Below are 15,889 nucleotides of genomic sequence, written 5' to 3'. Positions count from 1 at the left end.
AGATAAAATCATTATAACCATGTAAAAAAAGGCATAACCATATTTGAAAAGAGGCGCTGTCCCCTATTATTTATTTATCTCTACGTTGTTAGCCGGCGTTCCTTCTTCGAACTGCCGCGGGAGCCTCCGTTGAGATTGTCGAATAATGGATTTAAAGAAAAGGGCCTGATCCGCCTCGTGTCATGGCTGAACAAGTGGGCGACTTAATTGAACGGATTGTATAAGGCGATAAGAAAACATTTCTGGTAAACTTTCAGGCAGCTCCTGTCGTTAGTTAACAAAAAAACGCGACGAACGGATTTAGCCGGTTCATCGCGTATCCTCCTGCAGATTCTTTATTCTACCAGACGGCAATGGCATCGTCTGTCCTCGATTCGGTTCCTCCGTACAATACATCGAGCGAGAACTCGAGAATCCGGTTCTGCAGCGCGATTCGTCAGCTTCGCCCTGACGGCATATTCATCGCCGCCCGCCAGCCGCCCGCCGCCGTGATGTTCAATGCGCCCGCTGCTTCCGCAGCGTAAGCTTCGCATACGAAGCCCGATACAACCGAGCCGTCGCTTAGCTCCACCTTGCCGATGCCGAGCGGTGATGGAATGGCGGCGGTGAATGCGCCGAACGCTGCTGCGGACATGTGCCACAGCTCGACCGCGATCGATGCGCCGTCGCTGCCATCTTCTACGCGAACAAGTCCCGGCTTATTTGGCGCAGTCGGCAGTTTATACAGCTCGTACTTCGCGGCCGTTGCCGCTTCCTTCACAAACACGGCTCCACACCCGGTCATCTGCGGTTCAAGCGCGAAGCCTCGCATATGAAGTCCGCATACCGCTATCGTAATCCGGTCTCGCACGCGCAAGAATCTTGCAGCCGCCGCGGTCAGGTTTGCTTCCTCCTCCGGCAAGCTGAACAACGTTATGCCGAACGGAAGCTGCACGTCGGCATCTCCGGCCGGAATGGCGATCGCGCTAAGATCGAGTAGATTGCAATGGTTCGTATATAGCCCCATCTTGCTGTTTGTTGCAATCGGGTCGGCATTCACTTGCTCGCGCGTCCACGTGCCCCCGCAAGTAGGCAGCACAAGAACGGCGTTCTGCAGCATTTGCCGCGCCAGCCTCTTGATTTCCTGCAGACGATGCTGGGCGCGGAATAGCGAAGCCGCGTCGAAGCCAGGCTTAACGCCCGAGCGAAGGATCGTCTCTGTCACCGGAAACGTCTCGCCCGGATGGCCTTCGACGAAGTCGCTAAGTCCCGCCCACCTTTCCGCCACGAGCGGTCCTTCATACAGCAGAGCGGCTGCCTCTTGCAGCAGCGTCACATCGACTTCCTTCACCGCGACGCCAGATTGAATGACCGCTTGCTTCGCCAACTGCCATGCCTGCTCGTATTCAGCGGCATACGGCCCGTAGAAAGCAAGCGGCTCTAGCGGCAGCAGCCAAGTCTTCGGCTGCGCCGGGCGCGCGAGCGGGCGATCCGCTGAGAACGGATCGCTGTCAAGCATGCCGCGGACAGCGTGATCCACCGCTTCCGCGTCAGCTGCGTTGCGTGCGAATACCGTCACGCAATCAATGCTTCGGCAGGCCGGCACGACACCGGCAGCCGGCCATGCCCCCACTGCAGGCTTGTAGCCGACAAGCCTGTTCAATGCGGCTGGCACGCGTCCCGAGCCAGCCGTGTCCGTGCCCAGCGCGAAGGCGGCTTGCCCCCGCGCTACCGATACGGCCGAGCCGGAGCTCGAGCCGCCGCTTATCATCTCCGGCCGCAGCGCATTATGCGTGTCGCCGTATGGGCTGCGCGTCCCGACAAGCCCCGTCGCGAACTGATCCAGGTTCGCCTTGCCGATCGGGATCGCTCCCGCTGCTACGAGCCGTGCAACGACGGCCGCATGCTCCTCCGGCGTGTATTCGTATGCCGGACAAGCGGCCGTCGTCGGCCAACCGGCGACATCGATGTTATCCTTCACCGCGAACGGAATCCCCCATAGCGGGCTCGTCGCAGGATCAAGCTGTTCAAGCTGAGCCAAATAAGGCGCGATTAGCTCCATAGAAGGCGGCGTGATCCATATATTCATCTTCCGGTCTCGCTCCGAGCGCCGGACAACAGCTTCAACAACCTCCTCCGGGGTAAAATAATGAAGCCTGTATCCTTGCCGCAAAACGTCAATCGTCAACTCGAATGGCACAGCCCCGGTCGTCATACGAGAACAGCCTCCTCTTGCGGATAGATTGCCGCAATGCAATCGCCTGCGAGTACTTGATCTCCCGATTTTACGAAGATCGATGCGATGACGCCGTCCGTAGGCGCGCATTGCGGGAATTCCATTTTCATACTTTCTTCTATTAATATAACGTCGCCTTTGCGAACCGCCTGACCCGGCTCGACGAGCACTTTCCATACGCTGCCGGACATCAGGCAGTTAATGCCCCTGCTGCCTTCAGGCAATGCTTCCCTCTCCGCCGAAACCGCGGTATCCGGCTCGGAGACATGCTCGGCGATGCCAAGCTCCTTCCAATATGCGCGCTCTTGCTGGAAGGCGCTTTGCTGCTTATGGCGGAAGGTTGACGCTCCTTCTTGAATCGTATCCAGCCAAGCCAGATATTCGCCTAGCTTGAACGTCGTCTCCTCCGCTTGCACGACGAATTCGCCGCATGGGAAATCCTCCCTCATTTGAAGCAGCTCCTCTTGCGATACCGGATAGAACTGAATTTGATCGAAGAAACGAAGCAGCCAAGGCTTGCCATGCTCGAAGTTCGGCGTAGAACGGTGCTTGTTCCACATTTGCACCGTGCGTCCGACGAACTGATAGCCGCCGGGGCCTTCCATGCCGTAGACGCATAAGTAGGCGCCGCCGATGCCAACCGCATTTTCCGGCGTCCATGTTCGGGCCGGATTGTACTTCGTCGTGACCAGACGATGACGCGGATCAAGCGGAACGGCAACCGGCGCTCCCAGATAAACGTCGCCAAGACCCATGACAAGGTACGAGGCGTTGAACACGACCTCGGCTACTTCCTCCAGCGAGCCGAGCCCGTTCATCCGGCGGATGAATTCAAGGTTGCTCGGACACCACGGCGCGTCGGGACGGACATTTTGCTGATAGCGTTCAATCGCGAGCTGCGTCGCCGGATCGTCCCACGATAAGGGCAGCTTCACGATGCGGGACGGCACCTCGATCGAATCGAGAGAAGGCAGGCTGAGGTCTAGCTTTAACACGATCGCCGCCGCTTCCTTCACCGTCATGCGAGCCGGATCGAGATGAATTTGCAGCGAACGGATGCCCGGCGTCAGCTCGACGAACGGGAGCTCACCGCTATCTTTTAACGCTTGCATGAGCACGGACACTTGGAAACGGTACAGCAGATCGAGTTCGCGGTCGCCGTATTCAATAAGTAAATTTTCGTCGCCGGAGCAGCGAACCGCTATCGGGAACCTTCGTCCTTCCTCTTCATAAGCGATCAGCGGCATATAGTGTCCGTTCGATTTCGCCGGAACGACAGGCAGTACGGGGCTGCTCGCAAGCCCGTTCAAATATTGCTCTTGCTCGAAACGAAGCTGCTCGGCTTCCTCGACCGTAAGGAGCACGAAACGAACGGTGTCTCCGGGATGAAGCTGGCCGATCTTCCACAGCTCGGCCGATGCCGTTGTTACCGGGCAGACGAAGCCGCCAAGACTCGGACCGTCAGGACCGAGCAGGATCGGCATATCGCCCGTCAGATCAAGCGCGCCAACGGCGTATGCGTTGTCGTGAATGTTGGATGGGTGAAGTCCGGCGTCGCCGCCGTCTTCGCGAGCCCATAACGGCGCAGGTCCGATCAAGCGCACGCCTGTCCTTGAGCTGTTGAAGTGAACCTTCCACGCCGTTTCCGTCAGTTGGCCCAAGTAAGCCGGAAGCAAATACTCCTCCGTACAATGCGGCCCCGGAATAACGCCGATCGTCCATTCCTTGCCAAGCTCGGGCTGGGAGCTGACAGCTAATGCAGGAAGCGGCTTACAGCCTACGCTTTGACGCACTCTTAATACAGCCCCCGGACGTAACGCATTGCCGGAATGTCCGCCGAAACCGCCAAGCGTGAATGTTGCCGCGCTTCCAAGCGTGACAGCCATATCGAGACCGCCCTCAACAAGCAAATACGAACGCATGCCCGCGGCTGCCTCGCCAAGCGTTAAGATCGATCCTGCTTCCGCTTTCACCGGCGTATACATCGGAACGGCGGTATCGCCTAGCGTCGCTCCCATGTCAGCGCCCGTCAGACAAAATGTCATCGTACTCCGAAACTGATAGGAGCCGCCGCGCAGCGTCATCTCAAGACCTGCGGCCTGCTCGTCGTTGCCTAGCAGCCGGTTGCCGATGCGGAACGCGAGACGATCCATCGGCCCGGACGGCGGAACGCCGATGTCCCAATAGCCGACGCGGCCCGGATAGTCCTGCACCGTCGTCTGCACGCCGCCGTCGAGCACCTCGATCGCATGCTCGCTCGGGCTGAACGCCCGCAGCATGTTCGTGTACACGAGCCCTTCACGGAATGGAGCCGTATCGAGAAAAGCCTCGATATAAGACTGATTCGTCGTGATTCCATATACGCGCAGCTCCTTCAGCGCTGCCAGCATGCTGTCAATCGCGCCCTCTCGCGTCGGTGCATGGACAATAATCTTCGCGAGCATCGGATCGTACAAGGTGGTCACATGAACGCCTTGCTGAATCCAAGTCTCGACGCGCGTGCCCGCCGGCCAAATCACTTGATCGATCATGCCGCCGCTCGGACGGAAATCGCGCATGCAGTCCTCTGCATAGAGCCGGACTTGCAGGCTGTGGCCTTGCGGCGAGCCCACCTGCCCGGACAGATTCGTCAGAACGCCGGCAGCCTCCTTAATCATCCACTCCACGAGATCGACGCCAAGCGCTTCCTCGGTCACGCCGTGTTCGACTTGCAAGCGGGTATTCACTTCGAGGAAGTAAAACCGATCTTGCTCCGGATCGTACAAGTACTCAACCGTGCCTGCGCTGCGATAGCCGGCAGCTAATGCCAGCTGTCTGGCGTTCTCTTGCATTTCGCTGCGAATGGCTGCCGGAAGAAGGGGCGCAGGCGTCTCCTCGATAATTTTCTGGTTGCGGCGCTGCACCGAGCAATCGCGTTCGCCGAGCGCTACCGCTTCGCTGTAGCCGTTGCCGAAAATTTGCACCTCGACGTGACGTGCGCGGGCGATGTATTTCTCCAGAAACACCCCGCCGTCATTAAAGTTCGCAAGCGCAAGCCGCGTTACGGAATGGAAAGCTTCCCGCAGCGCGCCCTCGTCGCCGCATATCCGCATGCCGATGCCGCCCCCTCCCGCCGTGCTTTTCAGCATGACCGGGTAGCCGATAAGAGCCGCGCTCTCCACCGCTTCCTCAAGCGTGGAGATAAGCTCCGTGCCCGGCAGCAGCGGCACGCCAGCCTTTTGGGCAATCGAGCGGGCGGTATGCTTAAGGCCGAACAGCTCGATGTGCTCCGGCGCAGGTCCGATGAACGCGATGCCGCATTCCGCGCATGCTCTTGCGAATGACGCATTTTCGCTTAGGAAGCCGTATCCGGGATGAACGGCTTCCGCCCCCGTCTCCACCGCCGTCTTCAAGATCAGCTCGGCGTTGACGTAACTTTCCTTGGTAGGTCCTTCGCCAATCCATACAGCCTCATCGGCTTGCTCGACATGCAAGCTGTCGCGGTCGGCTGTCGTATAGACGGCAACCGATGCGATCCCCATCTTGCGAAGCGTGCGGATAATGCGGACGGCAATGGCGCCGCGATTCGCGATCAATACTTTTCTAAACATCGTCTTCGCCTCCTTCGGCATCCCAGATGATAACTTGCGCCGGTGTCGGATTATAGGCATTGCATGGATTATTGAGCTGAGGACAGTTGCTGATTAATACGGTGACCGGCGCGAGCGCCTTCAGCTCGACATATCGGCCTGGCCCTGACACGCCGTCGGCGAACGTCAGCTTGCCTTCCGGCGTTACGGGCACGTTCATGAAGAAATTCACGTTCGGCGCGAGGTCTTGCTTCGTATATTCGCTGCGGCCGGATAACATGAGCATGAACGTATCGCGGCAGTTGTGCATCGATAGCGTATCGTGAGAGTAACGGACGGTATTGCTTTGCGCGGAGCAAGCTCCTCCGATCGTGTCATGGCGGCCGCAAGTGTCAGCCGTTATTTGGAGCAGCTCGCGGCCCGATTCGGCTACGAGCACCGAGCCCGTCGATAAGTACAGATTTTGCTGCTTCGTCACCGTGCGAATCGCGCTATAGCGATCGGCCGGATCTTCCGACGAGTAGAACAGCGTATCCACCGCCTGGTTGCCCTCCACATCAACGATGCGAAGCACTTGGCCTTCGAGCAGATCGTACATCCAGCCATCGCCGGCAAAAATCGTTTTCTCGTAAATCGCGTTCGCTGCATTCCGTTCGCTAATCGTGAATCGGCTCGTTGCGGTCATTTCAATAAGCCCCTTTCATCAACGCGTAAGCGTTCCAAGTATTTTCGAATGCGCGTCTATTCTCGCCGCAATGATTCACGCATAGGTCGTCTTTGCCGATCGGTTCCGCGTTTGTAATGAGCAGCTCCACTGCGGCATCCGGATATTGGCCTGCAGGGTCCATCGGATTAGGCGTATTGGAGAAAACGACCAGCAGATCCATCTCCGTCCGAATCCTCACCGACCTTCCAGCTGTCTCTTGAGCCACGTATCTCATCGTGCCATCCGGATCGCACACAAGCTTCGAGAAGAAGTTAATCGGAATGGTGAAATCTCTATTCGTCAAATTGTGCCGGAACAATTCCACTTTGAAGTTCTCTTCGGCGCTGCGCAGCCATTCGTTCCTTTCGCTCTGATAACGCGTCATGCCGTACTTCGCATCGATGCTCTCGCGGGTTGTATAACCGGATAACGCATCATGCCAGCCGACCGTATCTTCCGTAATCGAAGCAAGCACCCTTCCTTGGTCGCTCATCAGGACATGGCCCGAAGTCAATAACGCCGTATGCTGTGCCTTAAGCGTATCAGGCATGTTATAGCGTTCGGTTGGTTGAGGCGCATGAAAGAGCAGACAAGCGAGATTGGCTCTGTCCCTTTCAGCCGTCAAGCGAACCGACTTGCCCTTGCTCACATAGGCTGACCATTTGCCGCCTGCCTTGATTGTCGTCGTGTAGGATGCTGTCATATAAGTTCCTCCTTAGGTTTGAATAAAAAAAGGGAAAAAAGCCCGGGAGAATATCAAAAGAAGCTCTTTTGATTCATTCTCCCGGGCTTTTTTCCCGCCGTGTACATCGATGCTTAGATCGATGCGTTCTCTCTCGGACCAGTCAATCGCGGTAAGCGATTCGGAACCCTAGAAAACTTTTCATATACCATTCACAATCTTATGTCACGTATTCTAACATTTGTTCCTTTGTGTGGCAATACAATTTTGCAAAAAAAATTTTATCCCGCCTCAAAAATGCGATCAAACCGTTGATGCGCATGGAATTTACCGTAATTTACAGGATATCTGTTTCGAATTGTTCGGAATTTACCCTCTTGTTTTTTTGAAAATTACCTGCAACAATGTGAGGAAACATAACACAAGGGATAGTAACGGAACGGCTTGGAGTAAAAAGGAGGAGGATACCGATGCAACAATCTACGGAGTTAAAACGGAACTTATCTTTATCCCACGTCGTCACGATGGGGCTGGCCTGGATGTCGCCGATGATTTTTTTCACCAGCTTCGGTGTATTGCATGAAGGCTCGGGAGGCTTGCTGCTTGGTGCCTACGTGCTTGCGTTTATTGCCATTATATTCACCGCCGCCAGCTACGGCCAGATGGCGAAGGCATTCCCCGTATCGGGATCGGCGTACACGTACGTGGCGAAATCGATGAATCCTTTCTTGGGATTCGTCGTCGGCTGGGCGATATTGCTCGATTATTTATTCTCCTGCATCATTGCGGCACTCATGTTCGGCATTAATCTGAATGCCCAATTCCCTTCGGTGCCGTCCTTCGTCTGGATCATTCTGCTGACCGTTGTCGTCATGGTCATTAATATCATCGGCATTAAAACCTCGGCGAATGTCAATAAAATATTCGTTGTGCTTCAGGTGCTGTTCATTGCCGGCTTCTGCGCTCTGCTCGTCTATCAAGCGATGAAGAACGGCTTCACGGCGGGCTTCAACCCGCTTCCGGCAAACGGCGGCATATCGTTGTCCACGCTGCTGGCAGGCGCTTCGCTCGTATGCTTCTCCTTCCTCGGATTCGATTCCATCACGACAATGGCCGAAGAAACGAAGGACCCGAAGAAGACGATCCCGCGCGCCATTATGATTATCGTCCTTCTCGCCGGCATTATGTATTTCGCTACAGCCTATTTGATTCAACAAATATACCCGACATTTTCGTTCAGCAACGTTGATGCGGCCGGCTACGAGCTTATGCAGACGATTGGCGGCAGCACGCTCGCGGCCATTTTCACCTTCGTCATTATTTTCTCCGTTCTGTCCCAAGGCATGTCCTCAATGACGACCGTATCGCGACTGCTCTTCGTTATGGGAAGGACGTCATTACTTCCGAAAGGCAGCTTCGGTTCCGTCCACGCGAAATACCGTACCCCGGTATTCAACATCGTGCTCGTCAGCATCATTACGCTTGGATCGTTATTCATCAGTCTCGAGATTGCGATCAAGTTCGTCAGCTTTGGCGCTTTAACCGCCTTCCTGTTCGTAAACTTGTCCGTCATTTTCCACTACATCGTCAGAAACAAGCGAAAGCGGGCGAGCGATCTCATTCTTCGCCTGCTCTTCCCGCTGATTGGCGCGGCCTTCGTCTTCTATCTCATCACATTGCTAGATTCCGCCTCGCTGCTGCTCGGCTCCGGCTGGCTGGCTCTCGGCCTCGTCTACTACGCATTCAAACGATTCAAGAAAATCGATCAGAAGCTGGCTGTAACCGATCTTGAGAACGTCGTATAAACGTACAGTCCCGCCTGTGGCCCTGTGTTGAACTATCGGTTCCTTTTAGCGCATGAACGGTTGATTTATTAATTTCACCAATTTCTCTCTAGCCTCGTTTAAATGCCCCTTCGCATTTGCGGTATCGGAGGGTTCGATCCAAGCATAAACCCAGCCCTGGTTACAGGCTGGGTTTATAACTTAGTGCCAGATCGTTGTTCATCAAAGCGCGTCAAATCGCGTTGTATCCCTTCGCATGTCGTACAAGCTTTAACGCGCAAGTCTCCGTTTATATTTAACTTTGACTTTCAGTATAAATTTGAAAGGTCACGCCGAATTTGTCAGTTACATCACCAAAACCGGGGCTAAAAGGGGTTTCTTCAAACGGCATATTAACTTGACCGTCTTGCCGCAAGGCTTCAAAAAAACGTTTTGAATTTTCCACATGGTTTGTTGAAATGCAAATTGTTACCTGCTTACCCTTTGGAATAGATGAACCGCTTGGAGCATCCGAAAACATGAGTTCCGTTTCACCAACTCGTAACTTGGCGTGTGCCACGAGATTCTTTAAATCATCAGTGAAAGTATTGGACATTTCCGGCATATCTCCATAAGTAATGATGGTGAGGACTTCGGCACCTATTGCTTGTTCATAAAACTGAATGGCTTCCCTCGCGTTCCCCTCCATATTTAAATAAGGGGTAAGTTTTACTGTCATCCTTGATCAGCTCCTTTTTTTTTCTATCATAACTTATAAATAATGCTTTGATTTCTTTTAGATTGCTATCTTGAATAACCTATTTATTCAACGACAACGCCATATTTTTCATCGATTAAACTCCCTTTCAACGAAAAAAAGCAGACTGCTACTGCAATCTGCTCCATTCGACTGTTCTCCAATAGTTCATTTAACTCCGTTTCTCAACAGAAAAAAACGATTGTTCCGCACCGAACCTCTGAATTTCCCTTTCGAACTTCATTCCTACCTGCTCTAAGAGCTTGCATAAACTCTCCATATTGATTCATTCTTTACTAATAATTCTTTACTAATACCCAAAAAAGGCATCCTTTTTGATATTCCGTTTTGAAATATGATTACTTTGTAAATAAGTGGAAACAGATTCTACCATTGACTTCGGTCCTGCAATAAAGTATTTACCATTGTCCTTATATAAGGCGGTAAACTTATCGATCTTCTGCTCCAAGTCGTTTCTTGAATCAAGGTAAGTTACACTTATTGAAGTATGGTTGGCAATTCCATCAAGTTCATCTTTATATAGATATGACTTTCTGGTGTCCATATAGAGTAGATGTATTTGTTTCTCGTCCCCATTCTTTTCTGCCTCTATTTGCTTTACAATCGACCGGAATGGTGTAATTCCAATTCCGCCTGCGATCAGGAGCGAAGGACTGTTTTCTTGCAGATAAAAGGCCCCTACAGGCCCGCTCATTTTAATTTTCATTCCCTGTTTTAATTCTAACATCGCTTTCTTAAAATCGCTTGGGTCATCGCTAATACGCGTTGTTATTTTAACAACATTCTCTGTGGAAGCAGATGCCAAACTGAAAGGTTTTGTAGCATTTTTTATGGACTTATGAGTAATGCTGAACAATCCATATTGCCCTGCATTCCAGGTTAAATCCTTCTCTTTCTCAAATAGAAAAGTATATACATCATCTGATTCTTTGTAGCTTTCTAAAAATAATAATTCTCTCTTTTTGAAAATTGAGAATAGATCTTTTAAAAAACTCATTTCCCCATCCCCTCTTTATATCAAGTATCTTCCCGTGATCGACTGCTCTGCATGGATGATTTGCGAAGGCAAGCCCTCGAACACGACCTGGCCGCCCTTGCTGCCTCCGTCCGGTCCCATATCGATGATCCAATCCGCTTGACTGATCACATCGAGATTGTGCTCGATGACGATCACCGTATTGCCGGCATCCACGAGGCGGTTCATGATTCCCAAAAGTTGGCCGATATCCGACATATGCAGGCCGGTCGTCGGCTCGTCCATCACGTAGATGCTGCCTTTCTTATGCAATTCGCTTGCCAGCTTGATACGCTGGCATTCCCCGCCCGAGAGCGTGCTGAGCGGCTGGCCGAGCGTAATATAGTTCAGCCCTACATCGCTCATTGCCTGGAGCTTGCGCACAACCTCTTTAAGCTCAAAAAATGCCAATGCCTGCTCAATCGTCATCTCCAGCACTTCTGCAATGGACTTGTCGTTCAGCTTGTACACGAGCACCTCTTCCTTGAACCGTCTGCCTCCGCATACTTCGCATGGCAGCTTCACGCTGTCGAGGAACGCAAGGTCTGTATATACAACGCCCAGCCCTTGGCAGTTCTCGCAAGCCCCCTTGGAGTTGAAGCTGAACAAGCCTTGGTTAACCTTGTTCGCGGAAGCAAACGCCTTGCGCACATCATCCATAATGCCCGTGTAGGTCGCGGGATTCGAGCGTGTTGACACGCCTACCGCCGATTGATCGACGACGATCGCATCCGGATGCTGGCTGAGGAATACTTCGTTAATCAGCGTACTTTTGCCCGAGCCGGCGACACCTGTAACGACTGTCATCACTCCTGTTGGAATATCTACACTCACGTTCCGCAGGTTATGCAGCGTGGCATTCTTGATGGATAGTTTGCCGGATGGCTGTCTGCAATCTTGCTTCAGCAGAAGGGGCCGCTTCATATGGGTGCCCGTCAGCGTATCTGCCTCCAGCAAGCCTTGAAAGCTGCCTTCAAATACGATGGTACCGCCGCGGCTGCCGGCGTGAGGTCCGACGTCTATAATATGGTCCGCCACTTTGATCACATCGGGATCATGCTCGACGACGATTACGGTATTGCCCTTGTCGCGCAGCTTCTGAAGCAATTCATTTAACCGGTGTACATCTCGGGGGTGAAGACCAACGCTGGGCTCATCGAAGATGTAAGTGACATCCACCAGACTGCCGCTCAGATGCTTCACCATCTTGACGCGCTGCGACTCGCCGCCGGACAATGTATCCGTCTCGCGGTCCAGCGTCAAGTAGTCAAGCCCGATATCCACCAGATGCTGCAGCCGCTCCGTCAGCGACTTGACGACCGGCGCGGCGACGGGATTGACGATCTCCCGAATGACGCGGATGAGCTGACCGACCTCCATGGAGGACATCTCCGCGATGTTGAGTCCGTTGATCCTGCATCTAAGCGCGGCCTGACTGAGTCTCGCGCCGCGACAGCTGGAGCACGGACCTTCGGAAATGAATGGTGCAACGGCTTTTTGCGTGCGTTCGGACTTCATCTTCACATCCTGTTTGATGTATTTGTTGGTGAATTTTTCAATGACGCCTTCCACTGTAATATTCGTTGCCTTGCCGGCAAAATCCATCTGTACTTTCCTTGCCTTGGCGTACAGCAGTTGTTCCAGTTCTTCATCCGAATAATCGCTCAGCTTCTTGTCGAGATCGAAGTCCCCCGACTGTACGATCATGTTCCACTCCCAGCCGCCCACCGAATAGTCCGGCAGCATAACAGCCCCTTCATGGAGAGACTTTGACATATCCAGCGCCTTGCTCATGTCGACGCCCAGCCTGCGGCCGATCCCGTTGCACTCGGGACACATGCCCTGCGGATCGTTAAACGAGAACATGTTAACTGGTCCAACATAGGGCTGCCCCGCTCGGGAGAAGAGAAGACGGAGAATGGGAGAAATATCGGTAATCGTGCCCATCGTGGAATGGGAACCGCCGCCCAGCCGCTTCTGATCCACAATTACAGCCATACTCAGGTTCTCGATCGCGTCTGCAGCCGGTTGCGGTATGCGCGGCAGAAAGGTGCGGACGAACATACTGAAGTTCTCATTCAGTAGACGCTGGGATTCAGCGGCGACAGTATCAAAAACGATCGACGATTTGCCGGAACCGGATACACCGGTAAATATGGTGATTTTCCGCTTGGGGATGCGCAAGGATACGTTCTTGAGATTGTTCTCCCTCGCACCCGAGATCACGATATATTCCTGATTAGATTCGCTCATGATTACCATCCTTCCGATCGTGTTAATTTCGGCTTATATACATGCTGGTAGACCTAAACCGGTTGCAAACGACATGCAGCCGGTTTAGGTTGATTCGGGTCAAACAAGGAGCGACTATCGTCCCCATCGTTTAGCATTGAGGAACGAGATTTTTCGAATACGGTTATTGTGCCAACAGCCGTTCAAGCTCGCCGCACCAATTGCTCCAGCCATGCCTAGCGCCTTCGAGTCCGTGAACATTAGAGAATCCGGTTTGATCCAGATGCAGGTTAACCTTCCCGTCTTCTAAAACCTGCAGCGTCCAGTTGACCGTGTGCTTCTCTTCTCCGACGGCCCAAGAATAGGACAGGCGGGTTGGCGGATCTACGATCAACACTTCGCCGTCTATAATTCCATCCCAATATTCGTTCGGCTGGGCGCGAAACTGAAACCGGTGTCCAACGACGGGCTTGAAATCATTTTCCAGGACCCACTTGGCAAGCTTGCTTGAATCGGTTAAGGCGGACCAAAGCTTCCCGATCGAAGTCTTGTACTGAAAGTCCAATTCTAATTTTAAACTCATTCTTCTTCCTCCTCTAACAGTTGGTTCAAGCGCAACATATTCATACTCCAGAACTTGCTGTAGAAACCCACCCAATCTTGAACCTCTCTGAGTGGGGAGGCGTTTAGCCTAAACCGCGTTTCTCTGCCGACTTTTCGGTCAAGTACCAGTCCGGCCTCTTTGAGGATGGTCAAATGCTTGGATACTGCCGTACGGCCCATTTGAAACTGTGCCGTTAATTCATGAAGCGGTATCTCCTCTGCCTCTGCTAACAGTTGAATTAATCGACGCCTAGTCGGATCAGCAATCGCGTCAAATACATCCCGCAACTGGTTGTTCTCGCTCATAATACCATCTCCTAATTATTACCAAGGGACAGCTGGTAATTTCGCCACCTCCTCCGTTTCAAGTGAAACTTATTCAGGTTTCAAACGATCCAAATGACTAACTCCAATTGGACACCATTTAGTGACTCTTTGAGTATAGGTCACCATTTGGTGTCATGTCAATAACATTAATATACGCCTGATTACTCAGGGATTCTTCCCCTGCCAATTCCAACGAATTACAGGACATGTATTGCCTTACTCGCTTCTCTGTAAGTCATGTATCGACGTCCGAATTTTTTGACTAATCTCATTTTTCACGCAACCCCTAGTTTTATACAGGCAGCTTGTACCGTTTAAATGAAAAAAGCCGCTAAAGCGCGGCTTCTAAAAGATAAATGTTCATGTCCTCTGACATTATCAATGTCTCTGTCTCTTAAACCACGTCCTAAGGCCTCTCATTAGTATACTGACTCGCACCGTTTACTTCTCATCGCCAACGCGTTCATTTCCCCTTTTGAAATTCCCTGTTACCTTTGCCATTACTAATTGCGACGCCTTTTCATTTTCTGCTGCTTTCATTTTATTTAAAAACTGGACAGCATTTCTTCCATTCAGGATTTTGACTTGTTTCCCATAATAATCGATAAATACGGTATGATCCTTATTAACCCGATAACGAAAAGGGGCTTCGTCCAAACGGTTTCTTTTATCGGTATGGTCCATTTGCCCTCCAAATTCGCCCTATATTCCTTCAGGGCTCCATTATAAAAGTTTACTGTATGCTTGACGTTCTATCATCAATCGGATTTATGGTTACGGCTCGTATTAGTACGTCGGGGTGTCGGCTTAAAATCCGGCCTTTCGCATCAGCAACACTCGACGCCACTACATGATTAAAGTAGGTTACTCTGTTACTTGGATCTTGAAACTCCACAGTATACTCCCGGTGATGCTGTTCATCCATTTGATTTACTCCTCCTGGGTATCAATAATCGATTCGATACTTCTGTTCCAGAAACGAAAACTCGTTTTTTACAGAAATCGGACGGATTCCGAACACATTTATTTCGTCTGTCTCATTAGATGCGGCTTTTCCTTTTAGCTGCTTAAGGCGATTTACGACTTCATCGTCAATCACAACACCATCCATTTCATCCTCAGTGACTAACCTAACGGGAATGGCAATTAACATCATCCTTAGTGGGTTTCGTACATCCAAATATGAAATGTCAACTGAAATCATATACACGCCGCAAGCGACTTGGTCCTCCGTATAGACTTCCAACAAAATATCGTCCGATTGTGCGAGTTCCATTTTCCCTGCGGGGTCCTCACTGCAGCCATTCAGATTTGGCAAACGTAATAATCCGTCCGGCATGTTAATGTTCATTTGAACCCTTTTGCGATCATATGGGTCAGTGCCGGATAACCGGATCCAGAGATGATTCAGACCGTCCTCATTCTCCATGATGGACTTTGCGAGCCTATATTCCAGAATCACTTCTGCTCTCCCCTTAAGAGCATCGATACCGAGTCAATGACTTTTTGCTTTAGCTCCGCTGAAATTCGGGGGCTCAAGGTAATGATAACATCCCCGGTAATTTGATGCGTTTCGTTTTCGAGCACACGATCGGATTTAAAAAGATGCAGCTGATCGCCGATTTTCTCGATTTCCTCCATAGAGAGATTTTTTAACTTCTCTTGGATAGCTGCTAATGTTTCGCCTGTTCTGCTCAACGTGATAATCGCCCGTAAGTATTGGACATGCGTATTCGTGTAAACTCTTTTATTCCCCGCCAGCTCAAGCGGAGGAATGATCCCGATCTGAGTATAATATCGTACTGTTCTAAGGTTCATCGCAGGATCCTCGTTCTGGATAAGTTCGGCGATCTGTTTAGCGGTATAAGTATCCATTTCCCCTCCTGTTACACTACACTGATAAATTTACACTTAAGTGTGTTATTTACAGTTTACTGTAACTTTATACATGTTGTCAATTGAGGCACGGCAGGCAATAGCCCAAAAAAACGAAACTGCA

General features: G+C 51.7%; 13 protein-coding genes and 1 riboswitch. Of the genes, 1 reads left to right on the top strand and 12 read right to left on the bottom strand.

From position 1 onward, the window contains the following. Positions 1-436: 436 nt before the first annotated feature. The 4 genes from atzF to H581_RS0115815 are packed head-to-tail and all read right to left on the bottom strand — an operon-like array spanning position 437 to position 7,193. Positions 437-2,194 (bottom strand): allophanate hydrolase, encoded by a 1,758-nt coding sequence (gene atzF / locus H581_RS0115830; protein ID WP_028610867.1) that lies wholly within the window; start codon positions 2,192-2,194, stop codon positions 437-439. Beyond that, entirely contained in the window at positions 2,191-5,805 is a 3,615-nt protein-coding gene (gene uca / locus H581_RS0115825) for an urea carboxylase (protein WP_028610866.1), read from the bottom strand. The genes atzF and uca overlap by 4 nt, the downstream gene beginning before the upstream one ends. Next, entirely contained in the window at positions 5,798-6,469 is a 672-nt protein-coding gene (locus H581_RS0115820) for an urea amidolyase associated protein UAAP2 (RefSeq protein WP_028610865.1), read from the bottom strand. The genes uca and H581_RS0115820 overlap by 8 nt, the downstream gene beginning before the upstream one ends. 1 nt (position 6,470) lies before the next feature. Next, complete coding sequence (locus H581_RS0115815; protein ID WP_028610864.1) at positions 6,471-7,193, bottom strand: urea amidolyase associated protein UAAP1; 723 nt, start codon at positions 7,191-7,193, stop codon at positions 6,471-6,473. A 76-nt stretch (positions 7,194-7,269) separates the two neighbouring features. Further along, positions 7,270-7,376, bottom strand: a riboswitch (guanidine-I (ykkC/yxkD leader). Between the two features lie 266 nt (positions 7,377-7,642). Between H581_RS0115815 and H581_RS0115810 the strand changes: the two genes are divergently transcribed. After that, positions 7,643-8,977: an APC family permease gene (locus H581_RS0115810; protein ID WP_028610863.1), complete on the top strand. Its 1,335-nt coding sequence runs from the start codon at positions 7,643-7,645 to the stop codon at positions 8,975-8,977. 274 nt (positions 8,978-9,251) lie between these two features. Here the strand turns inward: H581_RS0115810 and H581_RS0115805 are convergent, their stop codons facing one another. The 8 genes from H581_RS0115805 to H581_RS0115760 all read right to left on the bottom strand — a co-directional run bounded on the left by H581_RS0115805 (position 9,252) and on the right by H581_RS0115760 (position 15,765). Next, positions 9,252-9,674: a VOC family protein gene (locus tag H581_RS0115805; protein ID WP_028610862.1), complete on the bottom strand. Its 423-nt coding sequence runs from the start codon at positions 9,672-9,674 to the stop codon at positions 9,252-9,254. A gap of 328 nt (positions 9,675-10,002) precedes the next feature. Continuing rightward, the gene (locus tag H581_RS0115795) at positions 10,003-10,710 is read right to left on the bottom strand and encodes an FAD-dependent oxidoreductase (RefSeq protein WP_028610861.1); all 708 of its coding nucleotides are present in this window, start codon (positions 10,708-10,710) and stop codon (positions 10,003-10,005) included. Between the two features lie 15 nt (positions 10,711-10,725). Next, positions 10,726-12,981 (bottom strand): ATP-binding cassette domain-containing protein, encoded by a 2,256-nt coding sequence (locus tag H581_RS0115790; protein WP_028610860.1) that lies wholly within the window; start codon positions 12,979-12,981, stop codon positions 10,726-10,728. A gap of 163 nt (positions 12,982-13,144) precedes the next feature. Next, a complete protein-coding gene (locus H581_RS0115785; RefSeq protein ID WP_028610859.1) occupies positions 13,145-13,543 on the bottom strand; it encodes an SRPBCC family protein in 399 nt (132 codons plus the stop codon). Then, the gene (locus H581_RS0115780) at positions 13,540-13,869 is read right to left on the bottom strand and encodes an ArsR/SmtB family transcription factor (RefSeq protein ID WP_028610858.1); all 330 of its coding nucleotides are present in this window, start codon (positions 13,867-13,869) and stop codon (positions 13,540-13,542) included. Before H581_RS0115780 ends, H581_RS0115785 begins: the two co-directional genes overlap by 4 nt. A gap of 462 nt (positions 13,870-14,331) precedes the next feature. Continuing rightward, positions 14,332-14,574: a hypothetical protein gene (locus H581_RS0115775; protein ID WP_028610857.1), complete on the bottom strand. Its 243-nt coding sequence runs from the start codon at positions 14,572-14,574 to the stop codon at positions 14,332-14,334. A 262-nt stretch (positions 14,575-14,836) separates the two neighbouring features. Next, positions 14,837-15,352 carry a hypothetical protein gene (locus tag H581_RS0115765; protein WP_028610855.1) on the bottom strand — a complete coding sequence of 172 codons (516 nt, stop codon included), beginning with the start codon at positions 15,350-15,352 and terminating at the stop codon, positions 14,837-14,839. After that, a complete protein-coding gene (locus tag H581_RS0115760) occupies positions 15,349-15,765 on the bottom strand; it encodes a MerR family transcriptional regulator (RefSeq protein ID WP_028610854.1) in 417 nt (138 codons plus the stop codon). The genes H581_RS0115765 and H581_RS0115760 overlap by 4 nt, the downstream gene beginning before the upstream one ends. Between the last annotated feature and the right edge of the window lie 124 nt (positions 15,766-15,889).

Source organism: Paenibacillus harenae DSM 16969 (assembly GCF_000422465.1).
GTDB lineage: Bacteria > Bacillota > Bacilli > Paenibacillales > Paenibacillaceae > Pristimantibacillus > Pristimantibacillus harenae.
This window is presented reverse-complemented; position numbering and strand designations above follow the sequence as displayed.